Raw genomic sequence first — 23,160 nt, 5'->3', positions numbered from 1 at the left:
GATCATGGCGGGCAGGGCGGTCCGGACGGAACAGGTCAGCGCGACCCGGCAGCTGATCCTGATCACCGCTGAGCGGCTGTACGCCGAGCACGGGGTCTACGCGGTCTCCAACCGCCAGGTCAGCGAGGCCGCCGGGCAGGGCAACAACGCCGCCGTCGGCTACCACTTCGGTACGAAGGCGGACCTCGTCCGGGCCATCGCCCAGCGCCACTCGGAGCGCGTCGAGGAACTGCGCGCCCGGCAGCTCGCCGCCCTCGGCGACTCGCCCGACCTGCGGGACTGGGTGGACTGCCTGGTCCGCCCCCAGTTCGACCACCTGGCGGCGCTGGGCAGCCCCACCTGGTACGCGCGGTTCTGCGCCCAGGTCATGACCGACCCGGCGCTGCGGGAGATCATGACCGAGGAGTCCCGGGCCTCCGTCTCCCTGCGGGAGATCATCGTGGGCCGCAACCGGTGCATGCCCGCGCTGCCGGACGAGGTCCGCGCGGAGCGCGGCGACATGGCCCGCCACCTCATCGTGCACACGGCGGAGGAGCGGGAGCGGGCCCTGGCCGAGAACCGGCCCACCCCGCGCGCCAGCTGGCAGGACGCAGCCGACGGCCTGGTCGACGCGATCGTCGGCATGTGGCTGGCCCCCGTCACCCCCCGGGGCGGGGAGTGACGCCCGAGGCCCGGCCGGCGGTGTGCGGGCGCTCCCGCCGCTCCACCCGGCGCCGCAGGTGGGCCAGGGCCGACGACCGCCGTGGGTGAGCCGGTCTCCGGCCATTCCTTACTGTCGAGTAATATCGCGCGCCAGGCCCCCCGGAGGAGGAACCGTGTCACGGTCCGAACGCTCACCCCTGCTGCTCGCCGGCCTGCTGGCCACCGCGGGCGTCGCCCATTTCGCCCAGCCCCGCCCCTTCGACGCGACCGTGCCGCGCTCCCTGCCCGGCACGCCCCGGACGTGGACGTACGCCAGCGGCGTCGCCGAACTCGCGCTGGCCGCCGGACTCGCCCTGCCGCGCACCCGCAAGGCCGCCGCGCTGACCGCGGCCGCCTTCTTCGTCGGGGTGTTCCCCGCCAACGTCAAGATGGCCTGGGACTGGCGCCACCGCCCCACCCCGCAGAAGGCCGCCGCCCTCGGCCGGCTGCCGGTGCAGGTGCCGCTCGTGCTGTGGGCCCGCGCCGTCGCCCGGGGCAGCGAGGGCCGGTCATGAGCGCGATCCCGGCCGTGGGCGACACCGTCGAGGACTTCACGCTGCCGGACGAGACCGGCACCCCGCGCCGCCTGTCCGAGCTGCTCGCCGACGGCCCCGTCGTCCTCTTCTTCTACCCGGCCGCCCTGACCACCGGCTGCACCGCGGAGGCCTGCCACTTCCGCGACCTCGCCGCCGAGTTCGCCGCGGTCGGTGCCCGGCCCGTCGGGGTCAGCGGCGACCCCGTGGAACGGCAGCAGGAGTTCGCCGGACGCCACAGCCTGGGCATGCCGCTGCTGTCCGACGCCGACGGCGCGGTCCGCGAGCGGTTCGGGGTGAAGCGGGGTCTCAGCATGGCCCCCACCAAGCGGGTCACCTTCGTCGTCGGGCGGGACCGCACCCTGCTGGAGGTCGTCCGCAGCGAACTGAGGATGAACACGCACGCCGACCGCGCGCTCGCCGCCCTCCGCGCCCACCGGGGGGAGTGAGGAGGCCACCCGCACCCCGTCCCGGTTGATACCGCATCGTCCTGGGATGATCCTGGACGACATGGAGCACTCCTCCGCCGCGATGATCGTCGACGCCCGCGGAACGGTGACGGGATGGAGCGACGGCGCGCGGCGGCTCACCGGATACGCGGCCGAGGAGGTCGTGGGACGTCCCGCGCGGGACCTGCTCGCGCGGGACCTGCTCGCGCGGGACGCGCCCTGCGGCCTCCTGTCCGGCGCCGGACAGGAGGCCACCGCGGTGGTCCGGCACCGGGACGGCCGCCCGGTCGGCCTGCGGCTGCGGGTCTGTCCGCTGCTGGACGCCGACGGCGCACCGGACGGACACGCGGTGACCTGCGGCCCGTCGACCGACCTGATCGACGACGCCGTACGACAGGCCTCCGTGTCGATGTCCGTCCTCGACGCCGACCTGCGCTTCGCACACGTCAACGACACCACGTGCCGGATGCTGGGCAGGCCCGCCGACGAACTCCTCGGCCGCAGGCTGTCCGACACGCTGGCGGACTTCGAGGGCGACGCGCGGTCCTTCCTGCACCACCTGCGGGTCGTCGCCGACACGGGGCGGCGCGTCCAGTACGAGAGCTTCTCGCCCGCGCCCGCCGGCACCCGGGTGCACGCCTGGACCGTGGAGATCTGGCCGGTCCACGACTCCTCCGGCGCGGTCACCGCCGTCGCCATGGCCGCCGTCGAGAGCACCGAACAGCACCGGGCACGGGAGCGGCTGGGCCTGCTGAACGCGGCCGGTGCGCTCGGTGGCACCCTCGACGTCGTGCGCACCGCCGAGGAACTGGTCGGGCTCCTCGTCCCGCGGTTCGCCGGCTTCGCCAGCGTCGACCTGCTCGACTGGGTCCTCGGCACCCACGAACCCGTCGCGACGCCGCCCGAGGACTCCAGGCTCCTGCGGGTGGCCCACGCCTCCGCCACCGAGGGCTTCCCCACCCCGGCCGTCCACCTCGGCGGCAACGAGGTCCACCCGTCCGACTCCCCGCCCGTCCGGGCGCTGCGGGAGGGGCGCGTCGTGCTCAGCGGCCCCGGCGACCCGGAGTTCGACCGGTGGATGCGGAGCCGCGACGTGCGGACCCCGCACAACCGCGCGTTCCGCGAGGCCGTCTGCTCGATCCTGGCCGTGCCGCTGCGGGCCCGCGGCACCACCCTGGGCGTCGCGCTGGCCGCCCGGACCGCGCCCCGTGAGCCGTACGCCGTGGAGGACGCCGTACTGGCCGAGGAACTGGCCGGCCGGGCCGCCGTCTCCGTGGACAACGCCCGCCGCTTCGCCCGCGAGCGCTCCACCGCCCTGGCGATCCAGCGCAGCCTCCTCCCCCGGGACCTGCCCGGACAGGCCGCGGTCGAGGTGGCCCACCGGTACCTCCCCTCGGTGTCCGCGGCGGGCATCGGCGGCGACTGGTTCGACGTCATCCCGCTCTCCGGCACCCGCGTCGGCCTCGTCGTCGGCGACGTCGTGGGCCACGGCATCCCGTCCACGGCGACCATGGGCCGCCTGTGCACGGCCGTGCGCACCCTCGCCGACGTCGATCTGCCCCCCGACGAACTCCTCACCCACCTCGACGACCTCGTCACCCATCTCGCGGCCGGCGACACGGGCGACGGCGAGATCGCGGAACTGGGCGCCACCTGCCTGTACGCCGTGTACGACCCCGCCTCCCGCCGGCTGTCCCTGGCCGCCGCCGGCCACCCCGCGCCCGCCCTCCTCCTGCCCGACGGCACCACCCGGATCGTCACCATGACCGCGGGCCCGCCGCTCGGCGTGGGCGGCCTGCCCTTCGAGGCGACCGAGCTGGAACTGCCCGAGGGCTCGGTCGTCGCCCTCTACACCGACGGCCTCGTGGAGGACCGCGACCGCGACATCGACCACGCCACCGCCGAACTGTGCCGCGCGCTGACGTCGCCCGCCAACTCCCTCGACGCCCTGTGCGACAGCGTGCTCAAGGCCGTGATGCCGGAGGAACCCAGCGACGACGTGGCGCTGCTGCTGGCCCGCACCCGGGTGCTGGGCACGGAGCAGATACGCACCTGGGACGTCCTCGCGGACCCGGTGCACGTGGCCGCCGTACGGCGCTCCGTCGCCGAGCAGCTGGACCGGTGGGGTCTGGGCGAGACCGCGTTCGTCACCGAACTCGTCGTCAGCGAACTCGTCACCAACGCCATCCGCTACGGCGAGCCGCCCATCCAGCTCCGCCTCATCCGGGACACCGCCCTCATCTGCGAGGTCTCCGACGCCAGTTCCACCTCACCGCACCTGCGCCGCGCCCACGCCTTCGACGAGGGCGGCCGGGGACTGCTCCTGGTCGCCCAGCTCACCCGGCGCTGGGGGAGCCGGCAGACGGGCAGCGGCAAGACCATCTGGGCCGAACAGCCCCTGCCCGCGGAGTGAACCGCCCGCGGGCAGGGGCACCGCCCACCCTCACTCCGCGCCGTCCTCCGCGGCGACCCGCGCCAGCGTGCGGCCGGTGCGCGCGGACCGGGCCCGCCGCGGGTCGGGGGTGCCGTGCCCGCGCCCGCCGCCGGCCGTCTTCACCAGCAGCCACGCCGCGTCCTCGTCGGTGCCGCCGTCCCGGCCACCGCGGAACCGGGTCAGCGCGTACTCGCCGCGCAGCTTCGCGCCGTGCAGCCGGAAGCGGGCGTGCCCGTGCGCGAGCGACTCGGCGAAGTCGACCGGGCGTCCCCGGCGGTCGTGGCTCAGCGGCTCGTAGGTGCCGCGGTCCCAGACGATGACCGTGCCGCCGCCGTACTCGCCGGCCGGGATGACGCCCTCGAACTCCTCGTACTCCAGCGGATGGTCCTCCGTCGGCACCGCCAGCCGCTTGTCGCTCGGGTCCGCCGACGGCCCCTTCGGCACCGACCAGGACCTCAGCACGTCACCCACCTGCAACCGGAAGTCGAAGTGCAGGGTGCTCGCGTCGTGGATCTGCACGACGAAACGCGGCTCGCCGCCCTCGCCGGGAGCAGGGCGGCCCGCGGGCTCACCGGTGCGGCCGAAGTCCCGTTTGCCGTGGTAGTCCCGCAGTCCGTCGCCTTCGCCGCCCACCTGACGCTCCTTCCCGGGGGATGCTCGGTCCTCGCCGCCGGACCGGGTACCCCGCTCAGAACTCCTCGTGCACCTCCGGGTCGCCGCCGAGCCGCCGGTGCGCGCGGTCCGCCACCGCACGCATCTGCCCGGCGTCCAGCTCGAAGCCGAAGACGTCCAGGTTCGCCCGCTGCCGAGCGGGATCCGCGGACTTGGGGATCGGCACCGCACCCAGCTGGGTGTGCCAGCGCAGGACCGCCTGCGCGGGTGTCACCCCGTGCGCGTCGGCGACCGCGGCGACGGCGGGATCGCCCAGCACGTCGCTGCCCCGGCCCAGCGGGCTCCAGCTCTCGGTCCGGATGCCCTTGCGCTCGTGGAAGGCGCGCAGCTCGGCCTGCGGGAGGAGCGGGTGCAGCTCGATCTGGTTGACGGACGGCAGGACACCCGTCTCCTTCTCCAGCCGCTCGATGTGCGCCGCCGTGAAGTTGGAGACGCCGATCGACCGCACCAGGCCGTCCTCGCGCAGCTTGACCATGGCCTTCCACGAGTCCACGTACCTGTCGACGCGCGGCAGCGGCCAGTGGATCAGGTACAGGTCGACGTACCCCAGACCGAGCCGGGCTCGGGACTCCTCGAACGAGGCGAGCGTCTCCTCGTAGCCGTGGTGCCGGCCGGGCAGCTTGGTCGTCACCACGACCTCCTCGCGCGGGACCCCGCCGGTCGCCACGCCGCGGCCGACGCCGGTCTCGTTGCGGTAGTTCGTCGCCGTGTCGATCAGGCGGTACCCCGTGCCCAGGGCCTCGCGGACCGCCCGCTCGGCCTCGTCGTCCTTCATCGGCCAGGTGCCCAGGCCCAGGGCGGGGAGCGTGGTGGTGTCGTTGAGCGTGTACGCCGGGATGCTGATCACCGTGGGACCTTTCCTCGACTGTGCGCGGCGGTGTGCCGTCCGTCCAGCCTCGCCCACGCAAGGACCGGCGATCAACCGGACGGCGCGCGGCAGGGTCTGCCACGATCTGCGCATGACGACGCAGAGTGCGAACGACAGCGCGAACGGCACCGCGGGGCACGGGGCGGCGGGGATCGACGTGCGACCCGTCGCCGGGCACATCGGCGCCGAGATCGGCGGCGTCGACCTGGCGGCGGGCCTCGACGCGGCGCAGGTCGCGGCCGTCCGGGCGGCGGTGCTGCGTTGGAAGGTGGTGTTCTTCCGCGACCAGCGCCTCGACCACGCCGGGCACGTCGCGTTCGCCCGCCTCTTCGGCGACCCGGTCGTCCTGCCCCGCCGCGGCAAGGCGTCGCCCGCCGGATTCCCCGAGATCGAGACGACCGCCGACCGGCTGGAACTGGGCGGCCGGTACGGCATGGAGCACGAGGAGTGGCTGCGGCGCCGGCGCCACACACTGCTGCGCGGCTGGCACTGCGACCACGGTGCCCGCGTCGACCCGCCGGCCGCCACGATCCTGCGCGCCGAGACGGTACCGCCCTACGGCGGCGACACCACCTGGGCGAACCTCGCCGCCGCCTACGCCGGACTGTCCGCCCCGATGCGGGCCTTCGCCGACACGCTGCGCGCCGAACACCGCCTCGGCGTCGGCTACCAGCCCCGGCCCGGCGACGACGCCTACGTCCGCCACCTCCTGGACCACCAGACCGCGACCGTCCACCCGTTGGTCCGCGTCCACCCGGAGACGGCGGAACGGCTGCTGTTCGTCAACGGCTACTACGTCGAGCAGATCGCCGGGCTCTCCCGCCCGGAGAGCGCGGCGATCCTGGAACTGCTCCTGGAGCAGGCCACCCGCCCCGAGTACACCGTCCGCTTCCGCTGGGAGCCGGGCAGCGTCGCCTTCTGGGACAACCGGGCCACCATCCACCTCGCCCCCGGCGACAACGCCCACCTCGGCCACCCGCGCACCATGCACCGCGTGATGCTCGCCGGGGACGTACCGGCCGGCGTCGACGGCGCCCCCTCCGAGCCGCTCGTCGGCAGCGAACCGGGCCGCTGGTGAGGGGGCACCGACCGGGCACCCCGCGTCAGACCAGCGGGATCGTCACCTCGTCCTCGACCGGCGGGTCCACCTCCTGCGCCCGGTTGCCGGTGGCCGCGTAGCAGCGCAGCCGGATCGCCTCCGGCGTCACGTCCAGACGCAGGAAGCACTTGAAGAAGGGCGGGCTGTACGTCGCCGAACCCGGCGAGAACACCTGCGTGTAGAGCTTGCGCACCGGCAGCCGGAACCGCTTGCGGCGCTCGGGCCGCCGCGCCGTGCCGAGCAGCCCGGCGACCAGCCGGGTCCGCCGGGTGACCCGGGCGCCGGTGCCCGGCGCACGGCCGGTGCGGATGCCGAGGCGCTCGGCGATCACGGCCGTCGCCTCGGCCTCGGTGAGGGAGAACAACCGCCCGAGGCGCAGCCGGCGGCCGTACAGCGCGCTGTAGAAGGCGAGCGAGTCGCCGCGCAGGGGATAGGAGCGGAAGTCGTCCTCGGTGACGCCGGCCACCGAGACGCGCGGGATGGTGTGCGTGGCGTGCGTGAACGCGCCACCGCCGCCCGCGACGACGTACTGGACGGTGCGGCCGTCCACGTCGACCGGATAGCGCTGGTAGTTGTGGATGTCGCCGCCGATCGCCGCGACGTAGTGGTGGGCCGGGTCGCGCACGATGTCGTCGACCGTGCCGCCGCCGTCGATGGGGCACGGATGGTGCTCGCCGTCCACGTACAGCGGCGAACCGGTGACGAGGATCTTCGGCCGGTCTCCCGCGGACACCTCGCGCAGCCAGGCGCCCTGCTCGGCGTCGACCGTGCCGAGCAGCCCCGTGTCGATGCCGACGATCCGCACCGGGCCCGCGTCGACGGCCCAGTACGGTCCCGGCTGGCCGGCCTGCTGGGCGGGGGCGGAGCGCAGCTTGCGGGCCTCGTCCAGGTGCCGGCCGTCGTCCGGGCGCGGCCGGTGCCACAGCAGGGACCGCAGCCGGGCCCGGGTGAAGGGGCGCGGCGCGGGCTCCGGGGGCAGCGGCGGGGCGTCGTCGCAGAAGACCCGCATGAAGCCGCCGAGGTCCTCGTACCAGTCGTGGTTCCCCGGTATCGCGTATATGGGTGCCCGGTAGTCGCGGTAGGGACGGAAGAACTTCGTGCCGTAGTCGTCGGCGCTGCCCACGGGGTAGATCACGTCGCTGGCGAGGACGGCGAACCGGGTGTCCCCGCCCGCCCTCAGCAGACCGGGTACCACGGCGTACTGGGGATCGTCGCCCTCCCCGGTGTCGCCGATGACGAGGAAGGAGAACCGGTCCGGGTCCGCACGCCGGATCACCTTGTCGGCCGGGGCCCCGGCCGCCGCCCGCTGCGCCACCCAGCGGGAGCGGGTGCGGCCCGTGGGGTCCCCGAACCAGGAGGCGAGTACGCCGTTGCGGGCGGCCCAGAGTGTTCTGGGGCTCAGCCAGGACAGCTTCTCGGTGCGCTGCGGCATGAGGTCGCGGTAGGCGCCGCGCTCGGCGGCACCCCAGCCGGCGCCTTCGGGGGTATCACGTGAGGAGTTGGACACCCCGGCACGGTAACAACGAGGCCCCGCCCGCCCGACGCGGCGGTCCCGCCAAGTGCCCGCCGGGGCGGACCCGTTGGCGGGCGACAGGGCCGCAGACTCACATCGTGCGCCCCAGGAGAGCGAGCAGCGCCTCCCAGTGCCGTTCGGTCGCCTTCTCGTCGTACGCGGAGGTGTCGGCCTGGGTGTAGCCGTGCCGCGCTCCCGCGTAGACCTCGCAGTGGTGGGTCACGCCCGCCGCGGTCAGCGCCGCCTCCAGACGCTCCTGCTGCGCGGCGGGCATCCCCGGGTCGTGGTCCGCGTGGCCGAAGTACGCCTCGGCGGTGATGCCCTCGGCCACCAGGTGCGGGCTCTGCGGGCCCTCCGTCGCCAGGTTCCCGCCGTGGAACCCGGCGACCGCGGCGACCCGGTCCGGATAGGCGCCGGCGGTGCGCAGGGCGAGCGCGGCACCCATGCAGTAGCCGGTCACCGCGACGGGGCCGTCGGCCGCCGCCGGAGTCCGGGCCAGCCACTCCAGGTAGGCGCCCGCGTCCCGCACCGCCCGGCCGGGGGTCAGCGACTTCATGATCGGGCCCAGGCGCTGGAAGATCTCCGGCCGCGCCTCCGGGTCGATGAACCCGGGCAGCTCCACCACGGGCGCCCGTCCGCTGCGGTAGAAGACGTTCGGCACCAGGACGGTGTACCCGGCGCCGGCCAGCCGGTCGGCCATCTCCCGCAGCCGCGGGCGCAGGCCGAAGGCGTCCATGTAGAACAGGACCGCGGGGTGCGGCTTCCCGTCGTCCGGGTGCGTCAGATAGGCGTCGGCGGTGCCGTCCTCGGTGGGAACGTCGACGGCGGTCGCGCGTACTGCGGTCATCGCGGGGTCGTGCCTCTCTCTTGGTCGGTCGGTCGTCGGCGGTCCGCTACTCGAACCGTGCCGTGTCGCCCGCGCCCCGCCGCACGATCTCCGCCTCGCCACCGGAGAAGTCGACGACCGTGGTCGGCTCGGTACCGCAGTCCCCGGAGTCGATGACCGCGTCCACCACGTGGTCGAGCCGGTCCTTGATCTCCCAGCCCTGGGTCATCGGCTCCTCCTCGTCGGGCAGCAGCAGCGTGCTGGACAGCAGCGGTTCACCGAGTTCGGCGAGGAGGGCCTGGGTGACCACGTGGTCGGGGATGCGCACGCCCACCGTCTTCTTCTTCGGGTGCTGAAGCGCGCGCGGCACCTCCCTCGTCGCGGGCAGGATGAAGGTGTAACTGCCGGGGGTCGACGCCTTGATCGCCCGGAACACGTCGTTGTCGATCTGCACGAGCTGCCCGAGCTGCGCGAAGTCCTGGCAGACCAGGGTGAAGTGGTGCCGGCTGTCCAGGTGCCGGATCGACCGGATGCGGTCGATCCCGTCGCGGCTGCCCAGCCGGCAGCCCAGCGCGTAACAGGAGTCCGTGGGATACGCGATCAGCGCGCCGGAGCGGACGCTGTCGGCGACCTGGGCGATGCTGCGCGGCTGGGGGTTGTCGGGGTGCACGTCGAAGTACTTCGCCATTCACCGAGCTTATGCCCGCCCGCCCGCCCCGGCCGACAGGCCCCGTGCACAGGGCCATGCGGTAACGTCCCCGGCCTGGGCCGAGGCCGGAGCGAGGACGAGGAGAAGGCCGACGTGGCGGGCCGAGAGGACGGAAGACGGCAGCGGGCATCCGGAGCCGCCGAGCACGCGGGATGGGCGGAGGAACTGCTCGAACACCTGCGGCCGGCCGGCCGTGACCCGAACCGGGTCGTGGCCTGGCTCGCGGGCACCGCGCACGCGGCCGTCTCACTGCAGGACGGCACCGGCAGGCTGCTGGCCGGCGCCCGCGTCCGGCTGGACGAGGGCCTGGTCGCCGGTATCACCTCCGGCCGCATCGCCTCCGCCGCACTCGAGGACCGGGGCCGCCATCTCCGGCTCGTCCGCGTCGACCGGCCCCACCCGGCGCCGGCCGCCGTTCTCGCGGTGGCGCGCGAGGAACCCTTCGACCGGCGCGTCTTCGACATCGTCACGCACACCGCGCAGGTGCTGGAGCTGCTGCTGGCCGGCCACGAGTCGACCGCCGCCGGGCTGCGGCTGCGCCGGGCCACCTCCGACCTGCGGCTGGCCATCCTGCAACTGCTGATGGTGGAGGACACCGTCTCCGCCCGCCGCGTGGCCGCCGGACTCTGGCCCGGCCTCCTGGACACCGACACGGCCTGCGTGTACGTCGTCGAGGGCAGCCCCGCCGAACGGGACCGCCTCGCCGAGGAGTGCCTGTCGGCGACGGGGGAGGGGGCGCTGGTCGTGCGGTGCCCGGCGCGGGACGCGCACGTGATCGTCCTCGCCCCGCGCGACACGGCCGGGCGGGAGCTGCGCTCACTGGTGGGCAGCCGCCCCGGCGTGTTCGTCGGCGGCAGCACCCGGCAGGGCCTCGCCCGCACCGCGGCCGCCTACGGACAGGCCGTCAGCGCCCTCGCGGTGGCCCGGTTCCGCCCCGGGAAGGCCGCCCTGTACGCCGAGCGGCCGCACCCCGAGCGGCTGATGGACCCGGCGGCGCTGCACGACTGGACGGCCGCCGTACTCGGGCCGCTGGACACCCTCGCGCACCACACCCGCGCCGAACTGCTCGCCACCGCCCGGCTCGGCCTGGAGTTCACCGCCGTCGACACGGCGAAGGTCCTCGGCGTCAGCCGCAACACCGTCCGCGCCCGCATGGACCGGGTCGAGTCGCTGCTGCGCACGGACTTCGCCGACCTGACCGTCCGGGCCGCGGTCCATCTCGCCCTGAACGCCCAGGTGGGGCTCGCCGAACCTCCGTCCGGTGCCGACGGACGCGGGGGCGCGCGGCTCACCGATCTGCTGGCCGGGCCCGCGCTGCGCACCTGGGCCGTCGACCTGCTCGGCCGCCTCGACCCGGACGGCCGGCCCCTGCGCCGCACCCTGCGCACCTGGATCGCCGCGGGCGGCAACGCCGAGCGCGCCGCCCAGAAGCTCGGCATGCACGCGCAGACCGTACGCGAGCACGTCCGCAGCGCCGAGCCCGTCCTCGAACGCCAGCTGCTCGCCTCCGGCAGCGACCTGTACGAGGTGGTGCTGGCCCATCTGGTGACCGGGGACCTGGACCAGCCCCTCCTGCGCGGGACGAAACCGGGCCATCCGGACGCACCTGTGCACGGGTGAGTCCTTCGGGCCCGGCAGCGGGCACCGGCACGATTCACAACGGCGGAACCGTCCACGTAGGTTCGACGGCACGGGGGCACGACCGGAACGGGGGACCGGTCGCGCCCCCTGTGTCGCGTCAGCCGTGGGGCAGGATCACCGCGCGGCCGTCGACCTTGCCCTCGTGCAGCCGCTCGTAGGCGAGCGGGGCGTCGTCCAGCGAGTACGTCTCGGTGTGCACCGACACCGCGCCGGAGCGCGCCAGGTCGAGGACCTCGATCAGTTCGCTGCGGCTGCCCCAGTACGGGGCGTTGACCGACACCTCGAAGGGCAGCACGCCGAAGCCGACGGGCAGCGACCCGCCGCCGATGCCGACCAGCGTGACATCGCCCTCGACGGCGGCGACGGCCCCGGCGGTCTTCACGGTGGGCACCGCGCCGACGAAGTCGAAGACGGCCTCCGCGCCGAGACCGCCGGTGAGTTCGCGCACCGCGTCCGCGGCCTTCGCGTCCGACAGCACCGCCTCGTGCGCGCCCACCTCACGGGCGAGTCGCAGCTTGTCCTCGCTGACGTCCAGGGCGACGACCCGGGCGGACGTCAGGGCGCGCAGCAGCTGGATGGCGACGTGGCCGAGACCGCCGGTGCCGATGACCACCGCCGTCGAACCGGGGACCAGCTTGGGCAGCGACCGCTTGATCGCGTGGTACGGCGTCAGCCCGGCGTCGGTCAGCGGCACCGCCGCGACCGGGTCGAGCCCGGCCAGCGGGACCAGGTGCCGGGGGTCGTCGACGAGCAGGTACTCGGCCATGGAGCCCGGCCGCCCGAGGCCCGGCGGGTGGATGCCCAGTTCGTCGGCGCGCAGGCAGTAGTTCTCCTTGCCCTGAGCGCACTTGGCACAGGTGCCGCAGCCCCAGGGCCCGTACACGGCGACCGCGTCGCCCTCGGCGACCCCGGTCACCCCGGCGCCCAGCGCGGCCACGGTGCCGACGCCCTCGTGGCCGAGGGTGAGCGGCAGCGCGTACGGGAAGCCCTCGGCGGGCCAGCTCATCACCGCGATGTCCGAGTGGCAGACGCCGGCCGCGGTCACCTTCAACAGCACCTGGCCGGGGCCCGGCTCCGGATCGGGGACGGTGACGACCTCGGGCGGTGCCCCGATGGTGCGGTACTGCAGTGCCTTCATGACCGAACTCCTTTGTTCTCGTCCCCCCGGGGTGGATGACCGGTGCTCAGACGGCGGTGTAGGCGCCGTCGACCAGGTGGTAGCTGCCGGCGACGAAGGACGCCCGGTCCGACAGCAGGAAGGCGATCAGCTCGGCGACCTCCTCGGACCGTCCGAGGCGACCGGCCGGGTGCAGGGCGACCAGGCCCTGGTAGGCGGCCTCGTCCATGGTCTTCAGCAGCGGGGTGTCGATGAAGCCCGGGCCGACCGCGTTGATCCGGACGCCCTGGGCGGCGTACTCGGCGGCGGCCGCCTTGGTCAGCCCGACCACGCCGTGCTTGGCGGCGACGTAGGCGGGGGAGCCAGCGAAGCCGACCGAGCCGAGGATGGAGGCGACGTTGACGATCGAGCCGCCCCGGCCGCCGGCCAGGACGGCGGGCAGCTCGTAGCGCATCGAGTAGAAGACGCCGTCGAGGTTGGTGTGCACGACGCGCTGGTAGGCCTCCACGTCGTACTCGCCGGTCGGGGCGCTGGGGCCGCCGATGCCGGCGTTGTTCACGGCGAGGTCCAGGCCGCCGTACGTGTCGACGGTGAACCTCACGGCCGCCTCGACGGACTCCGGGCGGGTCACGTCCAGCTCGACGGCGGCGGCCTCGACGCCCGCGGCCCTCAGCTCGGCGGCGGCCTTCTCGGCGCCCTCGGCGTTGTAGTCGGCGACGACGACCCGCGCGCCGCCGGCGCCGAGCCGGCGGGCGGTGGCCAGGCCGATGCCGGAGGCGGCGCCGGTGACGAGGGCGGTGCGACCGGTGAACTCGGCGGCGTACTCGGTGGGGGTGGTTGCGGTGGTGCTCATGGTGCTGTTCTCACTCTTCGGTGGTGCTGTCGGGGGTCGCGGCCGCGGCCTCCGAGGTCAGGGCGTCGTAGGCCCGCTCCACGAGGGCGGCGAGGTCTGCGGCTCCCGAGTCCCGCTCGGCGCCGCGCGCCCACAGGCGCAGGGCGGCGATCAGGACTCCGGCGGCGGCGTCGACGACGGCGGCCGGGCGCACGTCCCGGGCGTCGTCGCCGCCGAGCCGGCCGGCGACGATGCGGATCGACTCCTCCTGGGCGTCGACCCGGATGCGCTGGTAGGCGGCGAACAGCTCGGGCTCGGTGTCGGCCAGCGCCATCAGGCGGCGCATCCGGGGACGCACGTGCCAGGCCGGGTCCTCGCGGTCGGTCAGCCAGTCCCGCACGGCCCTGCGGTAGGCGAGCAGGGGCGGCTCCGCGGCGGGGCGGGCCCGCAGCAGCGCGTTGATCCGGTCGCCGTCGCGGCGGACGAAGTCGAGCGCCGCGTCCTCCTTGCCGGCGAAGTGCCGGCTGAACGTCCGGCGCGTGACGTCCGCGCGCTCGGCGATCGCCTCCACCGTGGTCGCCGCCGACCCGCGCTCCAGGATCAGGTCGCAGGCGGCGGTGGCCAGCGCGTCGCGGGTCTGCCGCGCCTTGCGCTGCCGCCGGTCCTCGGTGGCGGGGGAGGGCTTCGTTGCCGTCATGCTGCCGAGCGTACACCCGTTGATGTCCCGATGGGACATGTGACCCACTGGGACATGACCGTCGGGTGGCGGTCCGGCGTACGGCGCTCACTCCAGGCGCCGCAGGGCCGTCCGGGCCGCCATGAGGGCCTGCTCGGCGTAGCCGCGCCCGAACAGTACGGCGTGCACCAGCAGTGGGAAGAGCTGGTGCACGCCGACCCGGTCCGTCCAGCCGTCGGCGAGCGGCGCCGCCTCCTGGTAGCCCGCCAGAATCCGGTCCAGGTGGGGGCAGCCGAAGAGGGCCAGCATCGCCAGATCGGTCTCCCGGTGCCCGCCGTGCGCGGCCGGGTCGATCAGGTGGACGTGCCCGTCGGCGCCCCACAGCACGTTGCCGTTCCACAGGTCCCCGTGCAGCCGTGCGGGTGGCTCCGCCGGCCCCGCCAGCTCGGGCAGCCGCTCGCAGAGCCGCTCGACGACGTCCGCCTCGGCCGCCCGGACGGTGCCGGCGTCGACCGCGCGGCGCAGATACGGCAGTACCCGGTGCGCGGCGTACCAGCGCGGCCAGTCCTGCCCGGTGACGTTGCGCATCGGGGCGAGCCCGATGTACGCCTCCTCGGGCCCACCGGGCGGCGCGGCACCGAACGCCGGTGCCCCGGCGGCGTGCAGCGCTGCCAGGTCCCGGCCGAACCGTTGCGCCGCACGGGCGTCCGCGGGCCCCTGCGCCACCCGCCCGGACACCAGCCGCCGCCCGTCCACGCCGTGCACCGCCGGAATCCGCACCGTGCCCGCGTCGGCCAGCCAGCGCAGCCCCGCGGCCTCGGCCCGCGCCGCATCGGGCCCGTCCGCGACCTTGACCACCACCGTGCGGCCGTCGTCCAGGCCGACCTCGGTGAGCGCCCCGGACAGCGGGCGCTCACCGGTCGCCGCCCGACCGGTGGACCGGGCCGCGACGGCCGAGGGCGAGGCGTCGGAACGCATGGCCACGAGCCTAGGACCACACCACCGCCGCGTCAGGTCCACACCCCGGCCGCCAGGACGCCTGCCGAGGCCGACCCGGCCACCCGCGGTGCGCGACCCCGGCCGCCCCCTGCCCCTCGGGCCGGGCGGGCGTCGCCGACGTCGGGGCGAAGCACGCCGCGGCCGACTGGGCCGTCCGTGTCGTGGGCGGGCGGGGCCTCGCCGACCCCGGCCGGGCACGTACCGCGGGTGACCGGGGGCGGGCCACCTCGCGGCGAGAAGGTCCCGTGTCGCGGTCGACGTGCGCGGGCGGGGGCTGGGGCGTGCACGTGCGGGGTCGGGGGCCGTTGCGGCCGTTCGGGGCCGTGCCGTGCCACTGGCCGGGCATGCGGCGCGGCCGTTTCGGGAGCTGGCTGTGGCCGTTGGGGGCGTGTCCCGCAACCGGTCAGGGGTGCCGTCGTGGCCATGCGGGGCCGTGCCGTGCCACCGGTCGAGGCCCGTGCCGTGCCACCGGCCGAAGGCGTGCCGTGCCCGGTCGGGGAGGCGCGTGGCGCGGTCGGACCGGCCCGGGGGCGCCGCCCGCTTCCCGCGCGGGCCTACCGCCCTGCCGCTCCGCCCGGGCTTGCCGCCCTGCCCGGGCCTGCCGCCTTGGCCGGGCTTGCCGCCTTGGCCGGGCCTGCCGTTCCGCCGGGGCCTGCCGCCGACCCGGTGAAAAACGGCCGGTGCGCCGATCGAAGACCCCGGGGGCGGGGGAGCAGTGGGACTATGACCAGTTCAGCTTTCCATCGCACGATCACCCTGCCCGCCCCCGTGTGCCGGCAGGCCGCCCAGCACCTCGAGCAGGCGGTGCACAAGGCCATCGACGGTGCCGCCACACCCTGGCGTGCCTTCCGGGGGGCCGACGGCGACGACTTCGCGTTCTCCGTCCCGGTCGTCGAGCAGGCCGCGGGGTGCCTGCTGGTGCTGGCGGCCGAGAGTGCCCAGAGCCTGCGGCCCTCCGCGCTGCGCGCCCTGATCACCGTCGCCCTGCACCTGCGGGACGCGGCCGAAGCGGTCCGCCGTCCCGCGATCCCCACCGGAGCCTGGTGACGGGACACGGAGGCCACGGAAAACACCGCGCCCCGGCCTCGAACCTGTGTTTGTCTCGTCGGTATGGAGTACAAACGCTTCCTCGACTGCCTCGCCGCCGACCACGACCGTCTGCGGGCCGCCGTCGAGACCGACGCCGACACCCCGGTGCCGACCTGCCCCGGCTGGACCGTCGCCGATCTGACCCGCCACGTCGGCGAGGTCTACCTGCACAAGACCGCCGCCATGCGGGACGGGGCCGAGCCCGAGCCCTGGCCGCCGAAGGAGTTCGCCGACGAGGCACCGACGGCGCTCCTGGACCGGGGGTACACCGCACTGCGCGCCGAGTTCGCCGTCCGCGCCCCCGAGGACCCGGCGGGCACCTGGTACGGCCCCGACCAGAGCGTCGGCTTCTGGATCCGGCGGATGGCGCAGGAGACCGTCGTCCACCGCATCGACGCCGAACTCGCCACCGGCCGCGCCGTCTCCCCCGTACCGGACGACCTCGCCGTGGACGGGGTCGACGAACTGCTGAAGATCTTCGCCGAGTACGCCGTGGCCGAGTGGGGCGACTACTTCACCGGGATCCTGGAGGGCTCGCCGGGACGTACGTTCCTGGTGCGGGCCGGCGACCACAGGGCGTGGCGGGTGCGGACCGGCCCGGGAGAGTTCGCCGTCGGGGACGGCGCGGGCGACGGCACGGCCGACGTCACGCTGAGCGGCTCCCCGGAGGGTGTCCTGCGGTGGCTCTGGAACCGGTCGGGCGCCGACGGCGACGGAGGTGTGATGGTCGAGGGCCCCGCGGAAGCCGTGGCGGAACTGAGGCGCTGCCTCGCCGTGGCGACCGAGTGACCCCGGGCGGCGTCGCGGGCCTCAGGTGCCGACGAGGCCCAGCGCCCCCCACAGCGCCAGCGTCGACACGGCCACCGTGGCGGGCACGGTGAGCAGTCCCAGGAGGGTGAACCGGCCGAGCTCCACCTCGATGCCGTGCCGGTGCAGGATGCGCCGCCACAGCAGTGTCGCCAGCGAACCCACGTAGGTCAGGTTCGGGCCCAGGTTCACGCCGATCAGCACGGCGAGGACCTGGCCCGGTCCGGCGGGCGCGACCAGGGGGAGCAGGGCGAGTACCGCCGGCAGGTTGTTGACGACGTTGGCCAGCACCGCCGCCACCGCCGCCACCGCGAGCAGCGCCGGCAGCGAGTCCCCGTCCGGCAGCAGCCGCCCGAGCCCGGCGGCCGGGCCGCCCGCCACCACGCCCTGCACCACGACGCCCAGGGCCAGTACGAACAGGCAGAACAGCGGCGAGGCGGCGCCCACCAGCTCCCGGGGCCCGACATGGCGCCGGGCCAGGGCCCGAGTCCCGAGCACCAGGACGCCGCCCAGCGCCGCCCACGCCGGGTCGAGCCCGGCCGGCGAGGACACGGCGAACCCGGCCAGGGTCAGGGCCACGACGACCACGGTGAAACGGGGCACGGGCGGCGCGGCCGCAACGGTCGGCGCCGGACCGGCGGAGACCGGCTCGGCCAGGTCGGCGCGGAAGAAGCGGCGGAACACCACGTACTCGACGGCGATCGCGGCCAGCCACGGCAGTGCCATCAGCGCGGCGAACCGGGTGAAGCTCAGCCCGCTGGCCGCGAACGCCAGCAGGTTCGTCAGGTTGGAGACCGGCAGGAGCAGCGAGGCGGAGTTCGCCAGATGCGCCGTGGCGTACACGTGCGGGCGGGCCCGGGCGCCCGCACGGGAGGCGGTGGCGAGGACCACGGGAGTGAGCAGGACCGCGGTGGCGTCCAGACTGAGCACCGCCGTGACCGCGCAGGCGACGGCGAACACCCCGGCCAGCAGCCGCCGCGGGCTGCCCCCGCACCGACGGGCCACGGCCGCGCCGACGGCCTCGAACAGACCCTCCTTCGCGCACAGGTACGCCAGCATCAGCACCAGCGCGAGGAAGACGACGACGGGCAGCAGCGTGCGCGTCTCCTCCCACGCCCGGTGCGGGGTGACCATGCCGAGCGCCACGAGGAGCACGGCGGCGGGCACGGCGGCCACCGCCTCCGGCAGCCCCCGGGGGCGCAGCACGGCGAAGGCCAGGACCCCCAGCAGCAGGACGACGGGGACGGCCTCGGAGAGGACGGTGCTACTCAGGACTGCTCCTCCACACCGGTGGTGCCGGGCGGGAGCCCGGTGATCATCGAACGAGGGTCAGGGTCGCACCCCCGGGTAAGGACGGGGTTCATACGACGGTCCGACGGCGCCGTCGGACGGAGTCCGGGCCCGCGGTGTGGCCGAGGCCACGCCGGTCGGGAGAGCCGGGCCATGTTCCGGGCGGCATGCCGCGGGCTACCGTTCTCACGGACCCGTGCTCCCCAAGACCAGCAGTTCGGACGGACCGGCAGTGCACGAAGATCTCTCCCCCGTCGTCGCGGCGACCGCCCAGTGGCTCACCCGCGCCTACCCGGCCTCAGGTGGCGCGCTGGCCGGCGCCCTGTGCGAGGCGCAGGCCCGGCAGGCCGTGACGGTCGCGGCCCGGCTGCGCCACCCCACCCCGATGGATGTGGCGCTGCTGGGCGTCGTGGGCCCCGGGGGCTCCGACCGGCTCGACCGGATCACCGGCGCGGACGGCGCGGCCCGTGCCGATCCGGCCGGGGAAGCCTGGCGGACCTGGGTGGACGAGGTCGTCGCCAGCTGGGCGGCCTGTCTGCTGACCGACCCGGACCTCGCCGCGACGGCCGTGGCCGCGCCGGCCGGGGGCGGCTCGCCGACCGGCACGCCCGCGGAGTTCCGTCGCCTGCTCGCCCCCGACGCGGCCGATCTCCGGGCCGCCGCCCTGTTGCGCCACCCGGACCTCGCCGAGCCGGTCGCCGCACTGCACCGCGCCCAACTCGTCACGCTGCTGGGTCCCGGCCGGGCCCTCGCCGCCTGAGATCCCCCGCCCGGCCCGCCCCGGCCCGGGTAGCGGAGCGTTCAGGCGGCCGTCTCCAGGTTCGCCACCGGCGACACCCCCGGCACCGTCGCCCGGCGCTCGCGCAGGAGATGCCCCGCGCCGATGGTGCCCGCGATGATCAGCCCGCCCGCGATCAGGGCGCCGCGCGCGCCGGCCAGCTCCATCAGGAGGCCCAGCGCGGGTGGTCCGCCCAGGCTCCACACCGTGCCGATGCTGCCCCACACCCCGAGGACCCGGCCCCGCAGGTGCGCGGGCGGGTCGGTCTGCAGCACCGCCGTACCGGCCGTGTCGGAGACGGACTCCACGACGGCCATCGGCAGCACCATCACCAGCAGGACGGCCAGCGACGGCGACATGCCCGCCACCACCTGCAGCAGCCCGCCCGCCGCCGCCAGCGCGCCCACCACCCGCACGGAGGGGCGGCGCAGCCGCGCGCCCAGGACGGCACCGACGATGCCACCGGCCGCCAGCACCGTGGAGACGGTGCCGAACGACCCGGCGCCGCCCGCCAGCGGCCCGGTGACGAGCACCGCCAGGGTCAGCTGGTAGTTGCGACCGAACACCGCGCTCACCCCGGTGACACCGGCCAGCGCCAGCAGCCGGGGGCGGCGCGCGAAGAAGGCCAGCCCCTCGCGCACGCTCATGGCGTCCTTCGTGCCGCGGTCCTTCGCGGCCCCCGCCTGCCGGACCGCGCCGCGCGCCGGGCGCAGGAAGGGGATGACCGACGCCACGAACAGGAACGACAGCCCGTTGGCGGCGTACGCGGCGGCCGTGCCGAGGAAGCCGACCGTCACCCCGGCCAGCGCGGCGCCCGTCAGCCGGCCCGCCTGGTGCACCAGCGCGCCCACCCCGATCGCGGAGGGCACGTCCTCGGGCGGGACGAGGTCGTTGCCCAGCAGGGAGCAGGCCGGGCCGTCGACGGTGGCGATGACGCCGGTGACGGCGGCCAGCACCATCAGGGAGGTCACGTCGAGCCGGTCCAGCGCCACCATGAGCGCGGTCACGAACGCGACCGTGCCGAGCAGCGCCTGGCTGACCGCCGCGGTCAGTCTGCGCGGCCAGCGGTCGACCGCGGCACCGCCGAACACGCTGATCAGCAGCGCGGGCGCGGCCTGGACGGACATGGACAGGCCCGTCGCCGCGGCCGACCCGGTGATCTGCAGCACCAGCAGGTTCTGCACGGTGAGCTGCATCCACGTACCGGCGTTCGACACGAAGTTCGCGACCGACCACCAGCGCATGCTGCGGTGTCGCAGGGACCGCCACGGCGAGCGGTCGGCCGGCGCGGCGGCGGGGGGCGGGGCGGAGACGGAGGAAGAAGACACAGGGCGCCACTCGACGGCGGGTCGCGGGACCCGGAGGGAAACGGGAGGGAACGAGGAGGCCGGCTGCGCTGCGCGGTCGTTCCACTGAGCCGTACACGGCGCCGACCATCGTGGCAGAAGGGACTGGCGAGTCGTCGCCGTTCCGTGCCCCGGCCGACCGTCGGGAGGAGCCAAACGCCGTCCAGTTCGGCGTACTTGGCGCACCGAGTGTGCTTGATCACAGGCCCCGGGGTCGGCGTGCGGGGCCCGCCGGCCGTGACGACGGCCACAGAGGGTGACCTCGCGCGGGCTCCGGACGGCGGCCGGACGGCGGGCCACGGCGGGCGGCCGGAGCATGTGCACGACCCGGTGGGGCACTCGGGGCACGCTCGTCAGCGTTGCGTCGGTGCTCGTCAGCGCCTCGCCGAGGGAGAAAGGGCGTCCTCATGATGCCGATGGCGGCGTTCAGCCCGCGGGGGGAGTCCCGCGGGCCCTGGGACCGGGTCCTGGTGACCGGCGGTGCCGGGTTCCTCGGCTCCCACCTGTGCACCCGGCTGCTCGACGCGGGTGCCGGGGTCGACTGCCTGGACAACCTGTCCACGGGGCGGGCCGAGAGGGTGGCCCACCTGTCCGGCCGTCCCGGCTTCCGCTTCCTGGAGCGGGACATCTCCGAACCCGGGTGCGCGGACGCGCTCACCGGCCCCTACGACCTGGTCCTGCACCTGGCGGGCCCGGCGTCCCCGGCCGCCCGGCCGGACCGGCCCGTGGAGGTCCTCGACACCGGCAGCCTCGGCACCCGGGCCGCGCTGGCCGTCGCCGGCCGGGACGGCGCCCGCTTCCTGCTCGCCTCCTCGCCGCCGGTGCGACCCGCCCCCGACGGTGACGCTCCGGACGACGCCGACCCGGTCCGCCCCCACAGCGCCCGGGCCGAGGCCGCCCGGTTCGCCGAGGCCCTGGTCGCCGCGCACGCGGGCGCCCACGGCTCGAACGCGGGGATCGTCCGGCTCTTCACCGCCTACGGACCCGGCATGCGGACGGACTGCGGGGGGCCGCCGGCCGCCGCCATCGAGCAGGCCCTGGCCGGCCGACCGGTCACCGTCACCGGCGACGGCGGCCGCAGGCATCCCCTGTGCTACGTCTCCGACATGGTCGACGGTGTGCTGCTGGTCGCGGCCGGCCGTTCGGTACGCCCCGTGGACCTCGGCGGCGACGAGGCACCCACGGCCCTGGACATCGCCCGCCTGGTGATCGCCCTGACCGGTTCCGACTCGCCGCTGGAGTTCGTCGAGGACACGGCGGACGGGGCCGTCGAGCCCCGGCCGGTCACCGGCTTCGCCCGCGAGATCTTCGGCTGGCTGCCGTGCGTGACCTGGCAGGACGGCCTGGAACGCACCGTCGCCGCCTTCCGGGGCGGGTCCGACCCGTTCCCGGCGGCGCCGACGGGGCGGACGACGGCCGAACGGACGGGGGAGTGGTGGGCGTGAGCGCGCTCCTCGCCCGGTACGGCGTGCGAGTGCGGCGTGTGAGGGGCCCGCCGCGGCGGGCCCCTCACACGCCGCACCGGCGGCGGCGTTCAGCCGGACTTGCCCCGCCCCGACAACGCGTCCCGCACCCGGTCGACCATGCCCGCCCCGGGGGCGAGGAGTTTGTTCATCGGGGGCTTGTCCGGGGTGGACGGGTGCGGCCGCGTCGGCGCCGTCTTCTTCGCCTGACGCACCTTGTCGCCCAGTTCGTCCAGGGCCTTGGCCGGACACGCGTCGCGAAGCCTGGGGAAGAGGTTGCCCTCCTCGTCGGCGACGTGCTCCCGGATCTCGCTCATCAGCTTGCCGATCAACCGGTCGAACTCCGCGTCGTCCGCCGCGCAGCCCTCCAGGTCCTTCATGATCTGCTCGGCCCCGGCGTGGTCCTCCAGCTCCTTGTCCGCGAGGGCCTCCCCGCCGTCCACGTGCTCACGGACGGCCGGGTACAGGTACGCCTCCTCCGCCACCGAGTGCCGGACCAGTTCGATCGTGGCCTGGTCGGCGTACGTCTTGCGGTCCTTGTGACCGGACGGCAGCGCCTCGATCCTGCCGAAGAGCTCCTCGACCTCACGATGATCGGTCGTCAGCTCGTCGATGACGTTTCCTCCGTGTCCCATGCCCACCTCCAGCTCGTTCGTGGCGGTCGCGGGACCGACCCGCCACGGGTGCGTCGAAGCGATCGGGTCCCCCAGCACGCGGCGGGCTAACGCCGGTTCAGACGCAGAGCCTGGCCCGGATGCCGCCCGCCCGTACCGCGGGACGCGCCGCGGCCCGGACGGAGCGCTGCACCAGATGGGCGTCGTGCCTGAGGTCCTGGGCGGCGTGCCGGCCGCGCCACAGCAACGACGGCGCGCTGCCCGTGTCGTCGGCCGCGATGAGCAGACCGCCCATCATCGACAGGTTCTTCAGGAAGTGGATGCGCTGCTGGGCACGGTCGGACGGGTCCTTCGCGTCCCAGTACCGGTGCGCCGCCAGTGTGGTCGGGACCAGCGTCGCCGCGAGGGCCACCGCGGCCAGCCGGGGACAGCGGCCGAGCCCGAGCATGACCCCGCCCACCACGTGAACGGCGCCGTTGAGCCGTACGAGTTGCTCGGTGCGGTCCGGCAGCACCGGCACGCGGTCGGCCACCGGCCGCACGATCGGCTCGGCCACGGGGGCCACGTCCTCGGGCCTGCGCAGCGACTGCAGGCCGCCCGCGACGAACATCGAGGCAAGCATCGGGCGGCCGGCCAAACGCAGAAGACTCATGACGCTGTCTCGCTCTCTCCATGGGGTGTCGAAGGGTGGTGGATCCCACTGGGATCATCAGGTGCCCGGACC

Annotated in this window: 23 protein-coding genes; 10 read left to right on the top strand and 13 right to left on the bottom strand. The window is 75.2% G+C overall.

Annotated elements, in window-relative coordinates; all coding sequences use genetic code 11:
- The first annotated feature begins 4 nt into the window (after positions 1 to 4).
- The 4 genes from BJ961_RS20770 to BJ961_RS20755 all read left to right on the top strand — a co-directional run bounded on the left by BJ961_RS20770 (position 5) and on the right by BJ961_RS20755 (position 4,076).
- Positions 5 to 661, top strand: coding sequence for a TetR/AcrR family transcriptional regulator (locus BJ961_RS20770; RefSeq protein ID WP_271414294.1), 657 nt, complete (start codon positions 5 to 7; stop codon positions 659 to 661).
- A gap of 154 nt (positions 662 to 815) precedes the next feature.
- Positions 816 to 1,196: a DoxX family protein gene (locus BJ961_RS20765; RefSeq protein WP_271414293.1), complete on the top strand. Its 381-nt coding sequence runs from the start codon at positions 816 to 818 to the stop codon at positions 1,194 to 1,196.
- Positions 1,193 to 1,663, top strand: a complete 471-nt coding sequence (locus BJ961_RS20760; protein ID WP_271414292.1) for a peroxiredoxin — start codon at positions 1,193 to 1,195, stop codon at positions 1,661 to 1,663. Before BJ961_RS20765 ends, BJ961_RS20760 begins: the two co-directional genes overlap by 4 nt.
- 61 nt (positions 1,664 to 1,724) lie before the next feature.
- Positions 1,725 to 4,076, top strand: a complete 2,352-nt coding sequence (locus tag BJ961_RS20755) for a SpoIIE family protein phosphatase (RefSeq protein WP_271417116.1) — start codon at positions 1,725 to 1,727, stop codon at positions 4,074 to 4,076.
- Positions 4,077 to 4,106: 30 nt separating this feature from the next.
- Here BJ961_RS20755 and BJ961_RS20750 read toward each other — a convergent pair whose 3' ends face one another.
- Together BJ961_RS20750 and BJ961_RS20745 are read right to left on the bottom strand one after the other, a co-directional pair.
- Positions 4,107 to 4,730 (bottom strand): DNA polymerase ligase N-terminal domain-containing protein, encoded by a 624-nt coding sequence (locus BJ961_RS20750; RefSeq protein WP_271414291.1) that lies wholly within the window; start codon positions 4,728 to 4,730, stop codon positions 4,107 to 4,109.
- A 55-nt stretch (positions 4,731 to 4,785) separates the two neighbouring features.
- Positions 4,786 to 5,616: an aldo/keto reductase gene (locus tag BJ961_RS20745; RefSeq protein ID WP_271414290.1), complete on the bottom strand. Its 831-nt coding sequence runs from the start codon at positions 5,614 to 5,616 to the stop codon at positions 4,786 to 4,788.
- Positions 5,617 to 5,728: 112 nt separating this feature from the next.
- Between BJ961_RS20745 and BJ961_RS20740 the strand changes: the two genes are divergently transcribed.
- Positions 5,729 to 6,715 carry a TauD/TfdA dioxygenase family protein gene (locus BJ961_RS20740; RefSeq protein ID WP_271414289.1) on the top strand — a complete coding sequence of 329 codons (987 nt, stop codon included), beginning with the start codon at positions 5,729 to 5,731 and terminating at the stop codon, positions 6,713 to 6,715.
- A gap of 25 nt (positions 6,716 to 6,740) precedes the next feature.
- Here the strand turns inward: BJ961_RS20740 and BJ961_RS20735 are convergent, their stop codons facing one another.
- The 3 genes from BJ961_RS20735 to BJ961_RS20725 all read right to left on the bottom strand — a co-directional run bounded on the left by BJ961_RS20735 (position 6,741) and on the right by BJ961_RS20725 (position 9,763).
- The gene (locus tag BJ961_RS20735) at positions 6,741 to 8,243 is read right to left on the bottom strand and encodes a metallophosphoesterase family protein (protein ID WP_271414288.1); all 1,503 of its coding nucleotides are present in this window, start codon (positions 8,241 to 8,243) and stop codon (positions 6,741 to 6,743) included.
- 97 nt (positions 8,244 to 8,340) lie between these two features.
- On the bottom strand, positions 8,341 to 9,096 hold the full coding sequence (locus BJ961_RS20730; RefSeq protein WP_271414287.1) for a dienelactone hydrolase family protein: 756 nt from the start codon (positions 9,094 to 9,096) through the stop codon (positions 8,341 to 8,343).
- A gap of 46 nt (positions 9,097 to 9,142) precedes the next feature.
- Positions 9,143 to 9,763, bottom strand: a complete 621-nt coding sequence (locus BJ961_RS20725) for an L-threonylcarbamoyladenylate synthase (protein WP_271414286.1) — start codon at positions 9,761 to 9,763, stop codon at positions 9,143 to 9,145.
- Between the two features lie 114 nt (positions 9,764 to 9,877).
- On the opposite strand from BJ961_RS20725, the gene BJ961_RS20720 reads away from it, so the two are divergent.
- Positions 9,878 to 11,404, top strand: a complete 1,527-nt coding sequence (locus tag BJ961_RS20720; protein ID WP_271414285.1) for a helix-turn-helix domain-containing protein — start codon at positions 9,878 to 9,880, stop codon at positions 11,402 to 11,404.
- A 118-nt stretch (positions 11,405 to 11,522) separates the two neighbouring features.
- Here the strand turns inward: BJ961_RS20720 and BJ961_RS20715 are convergent, their stop codons facing one another.
- From BJ961_RS20715 to BJ961_RS20700, 4 genes are all read right to left on the bottom strand, one after another.
- Complete coding sequence (locus BJ961_RS20715) at positions 11,523 to 12,563, bottom strand: NAD(P)-dependent alcohol dehydrogenase (protein ID WP_271414284.1); 1,041 nt, start codon at positions 12,561 to 12,563, stop codon at positions 11,523 to 11,525.
- Between the two features lie 46 nt (positions 12,564 to 12,609).
- A complete protein-coding gene (locus BJ961_RS20710) occupies positions 12,610 to 13,395 on the bottom strand; it encodes an SDR family NAD(P)-dependent oxidoreductase (protein ID WP_271414283.1) in 786 nt (261 codons plus the stop codon).
- A 10-nt stretch (positions 13,396 to 13,405) separates the two neighbouring features.
- Positions 13,406 to 14,071, bottom strand: coding sequence for a TetR/AcrR family transcriptional regulator (locus BJ961_RS20705; protein ID WP_271414282.1), 666 nt, complete (start codon positions 14,069 to 14,071; stop codon positions 13,406 to 13,408).
- Between the two features lie 87 nt (positions 14,072 to 14,158).
- The gene (locus BJ961_RS20700; RefSeq protein ID WP_271414281.1) at positions 14,159 to 15,028 is read right to left on the bottom strand and encodes a fructosamine kinase family protein; all 870 of its coding nucleotides are present in this window, start codon (positions 15,026 to 15,028) and stop codon (positions 14,159 to 14,161) included.
- Positions 15,029 to 15,772: 744 nt separating this feature from the next.
- Between BJ961_RS20700 and BJ961_RS20695 the strand changes: the two genes are divergently transcribed.
- Together BJ961_RS20695 and BJ961_RS20690 are read left to right on the top strand one after the other, a co-directional pair.
- A complete protein-coding gene (locus BJ961_RS20695) occupies positions 15,773 to 16,096 on the top strand; it encodes a hypothetical protein (protein ID WP_271414280.1) in 324 nt (107 codons plus the stop codon).
- A gap of 63 nt (positions 16,097 to 16,159) precedes the next feature.
- Positions 16,160 to 16,927 (top strand): maleylpyruvate isomerase family mycothiol-dependent enzyme, encoded by a 768-nt coding sequence (locus BJ961_RS20690; RefSeq protein WP_271414279.1) that lies wholly within the window; start codon positions 16,160 to 16,162, stop codon positions 16,925 to 16,927.
- A gap of 21 nt (positions 16,928 to 16,948) precedes the next feature.
- On the opposite strand, the gene BJ961_RS20685 is transcribed toward BJ961_RS20690, so the two are convergent.
- On the bottom strand, positions 16,949 to 18,217 hold the full coding sequence (locus tag BJ961_RS20685) for an SLC13 family permease (RefSeq protein WP_271417115.1): 1,269 nt from the start codon (positions 18,215 to 18,217) through the stop codon (positions 16,949 to 16,951).
- A gap of 250 nt (positions 18,218 to 18,467) precedes the next feature.
- Between BJ961_RS20685 and BJ961_RS20680 the strand changes: the two genes are divergently transcribed.
- Positions 18,468 to 18,995, top strand: coding sequence for a hypothetical protein (locus BJ961_RS20680; RefSeq protein WP_271414278.1), 528 nt, complete (start codon positions 18,468 to 18,470; stop codon positions 18,993 to 18,995).
- Positions 18,996 to 19,036: 41 nt separating this feature from the next.
- Here BJ961_RS20680 and BJ961_RS20675 read toward each other — a convergent pair whose 3' ends face one another.
- Positions 19,037 to 20,257: an MFS transporter gene (locus BJ961_RS20675; protein WP_381161378.1), complete on the bottom strand. Its 1,221-nt coding sequence runs from the start codon at positions 20,255 to 20,257 to the stop codon at positions 19,037 to 19,039.
- 509 nt (positions 20,258 to 20,766) lie between these two features.
- Here BJ961_RS20675 and BJ961_RS20670 point away from each other — a divergent pair.
- The gene (locus tag BJ961_RS20670; RefSeq protein ID WP_271414276.1) at positions 20,767 to 21,804 is read left to right on the top strand and encodes an NAD-dependent epimerase/dehydratase family protein; all 1,038 of its coding nucleotides are present in this window, start codon (positions 20,767 to 20,769) and stop codon (positions 21,802 to 21,804) included.
- 89 nt (positions 21,805 to 21,893) lie between these two features.
- Here the strand turns inward: BJ961_RS20670 and BJ961_RS20665 are convergent, their stop codons facing one another.
- The gene (locus BJ961_RS20665; protein ID WP_271414275.1) at positions 21,894 to 22,457 is read right to left on the bottom strand and encodes a hemerythrin domain-containing protein; all 564 of its coding nucleotides are present in this window, start codon (positions 22,455 to 22,457) and stop codon (positions 21,894 to 21,896) included.
- A 97-nt stretch (positions 22,458 to 22,554) separates the two neighbouring features.
- Positions 22,555 to 23,088 (bottom strand): DoxX family protein, encoded by a 534-nt coding sequence (locus BJ961_RS20660; protein WP_271414274.1) that lies wholly within the window; start codon positions 23,086 to 23,088, stop codon positions 22,555 to 22,557.
- Positions 23,089 to 23,160: the final 72 nt, after the last annotated feature.

The organism is Streptomyces lienomycini (assembly GCF_027947595.1).
In the GTDB taxonomy this organism is placed as follows: Bacteria; Actinomycetota; Actinomycetes; order Streptomycetales; family Streptomycetaceae; genus Streptomyces; species Streptomyces lienomycini.
Note: the sequence above shows the minus strand (reverse complement) of the source record. Positions and strands in the feature narration are given on the sequence as shown.

Excerpts from the sequence above, each read along its gene's own strand:
- BJ961_RS20770 (WP_271414294.1), top strand. The coding sequence starts at position 5 with ATGGCGGGCAGGGCGGTCCGGACGGAACAGGTCAGCGCGACCCGGCAG.
- BJ961_RS20760 (WP_271414292.1), top strand. The coding sequence starts at position 1,193 with ATGAGCGCGATCCCGGCCGTGGGCGACACCGTCGAGGACTTCACGCTG.
- BJ961_RS20755 (WP_271417116.1), top strand. The coding sequence starts at position 1,725 with ATGGAGCACTCCTCCGCCGCGATGATCGTCGACGCCCGCGGAACGGTG.
- BJ961_RS20740 (WP_271414289.1), top strand. The coding sequence starts at position 5,729 with ATGACGACGCAGAGTGCGAACGACAGCGCGAACGGCACCGCGGGGCAC.
- BJ961_RS20730 (WP_271414287.1), bottom strand. The coding sequence starts at position 9,096 with ATGACCGCAGTACGCGCGACCGCCGTCGACGTTCCCACCGAGGACGGC.
- BJ961_RS20725 (WP_271414286.1), bottom strand. The coding sequence starts at position 9,763 with ATGGCGAAGTACTTCGACGTGCACCCCGACAACCCCCAGCCGCGCAGC.
- BJ961_RS20715 (WP_271414284.1), bottom strand. The coding sequence starts at position 12,563 with ATGAAGGCACTGCAGTACCGCACCATCGGGGCACCGCCCGAGGTCGTC.
- BJ961_RS20710 (WP_271414283.1), bottom strand. The coding sequence starts at position 13,395 with ATGAGCACCACCGCAACCACCCCCACCGAGTACGCCGCCGAGTTCACC.
- BJ961_RS20705 (WP_271414282.1), bottom strand. The coding sequence starts at position 14,071 with ATGACGGCAACGAAGCCCTCCCCCGCCACCGAGGACCGGCGGCAGCGC.
- BJ961_RS20700 (WP_271414281.1), bottom strand. The coding sequence starts at position 15,028 with ATGCGTTCCGACGCCTCGCCCTCGGCCGTCGCGGCCCGGTCCACCGGT.
- BJ961_RS20695 (WP_271414280.1), top strand. The coding sequence starts at position 15,773 with ATGACCAGTTCAGCTTTCCATCGCACGATCACCCTGCCCGCCCCCGTG.
- BJ961_RS20690 (WP_271414279.1), top strand. The coding sequence starts at position 16,160 with ATGGAGTACAAACGCTTCCTCGACTGCCTCGCCGCCGACCACGACCGT.
- BJ961_RS20675 (WP_381161378.1), bottom strand. The coding sequence starts at position 20,257 with ATGCGCTGGTGGTCGGTCGCGAACTTCGTGTCGAACGCCGGTACGTGG.
- BJ961_RS20670 (WP_271414276.1), top strand. The coding sequence starts at position 20,767 with ATGATGCCGATGGCGGCGTTCAGCCCGCGGGGGGAGTCCCGCGGGCCC.
- BJ961_RS20665 (WP_271414275.1), bottom strand. The coding sequence starts at position 22,457 with ATGGGACACGGAGGAAACGTCATCGACGAGCTGACGACCGATCATCGT.
- BJ961_RS20660 (WP_271414274.1), bottom strand. The coding sequence starts at position 23,088 with ATGAGTCTTCTGCGTTTGGCCGGCCGCCCGATGCTTGCCTCGATGTTC.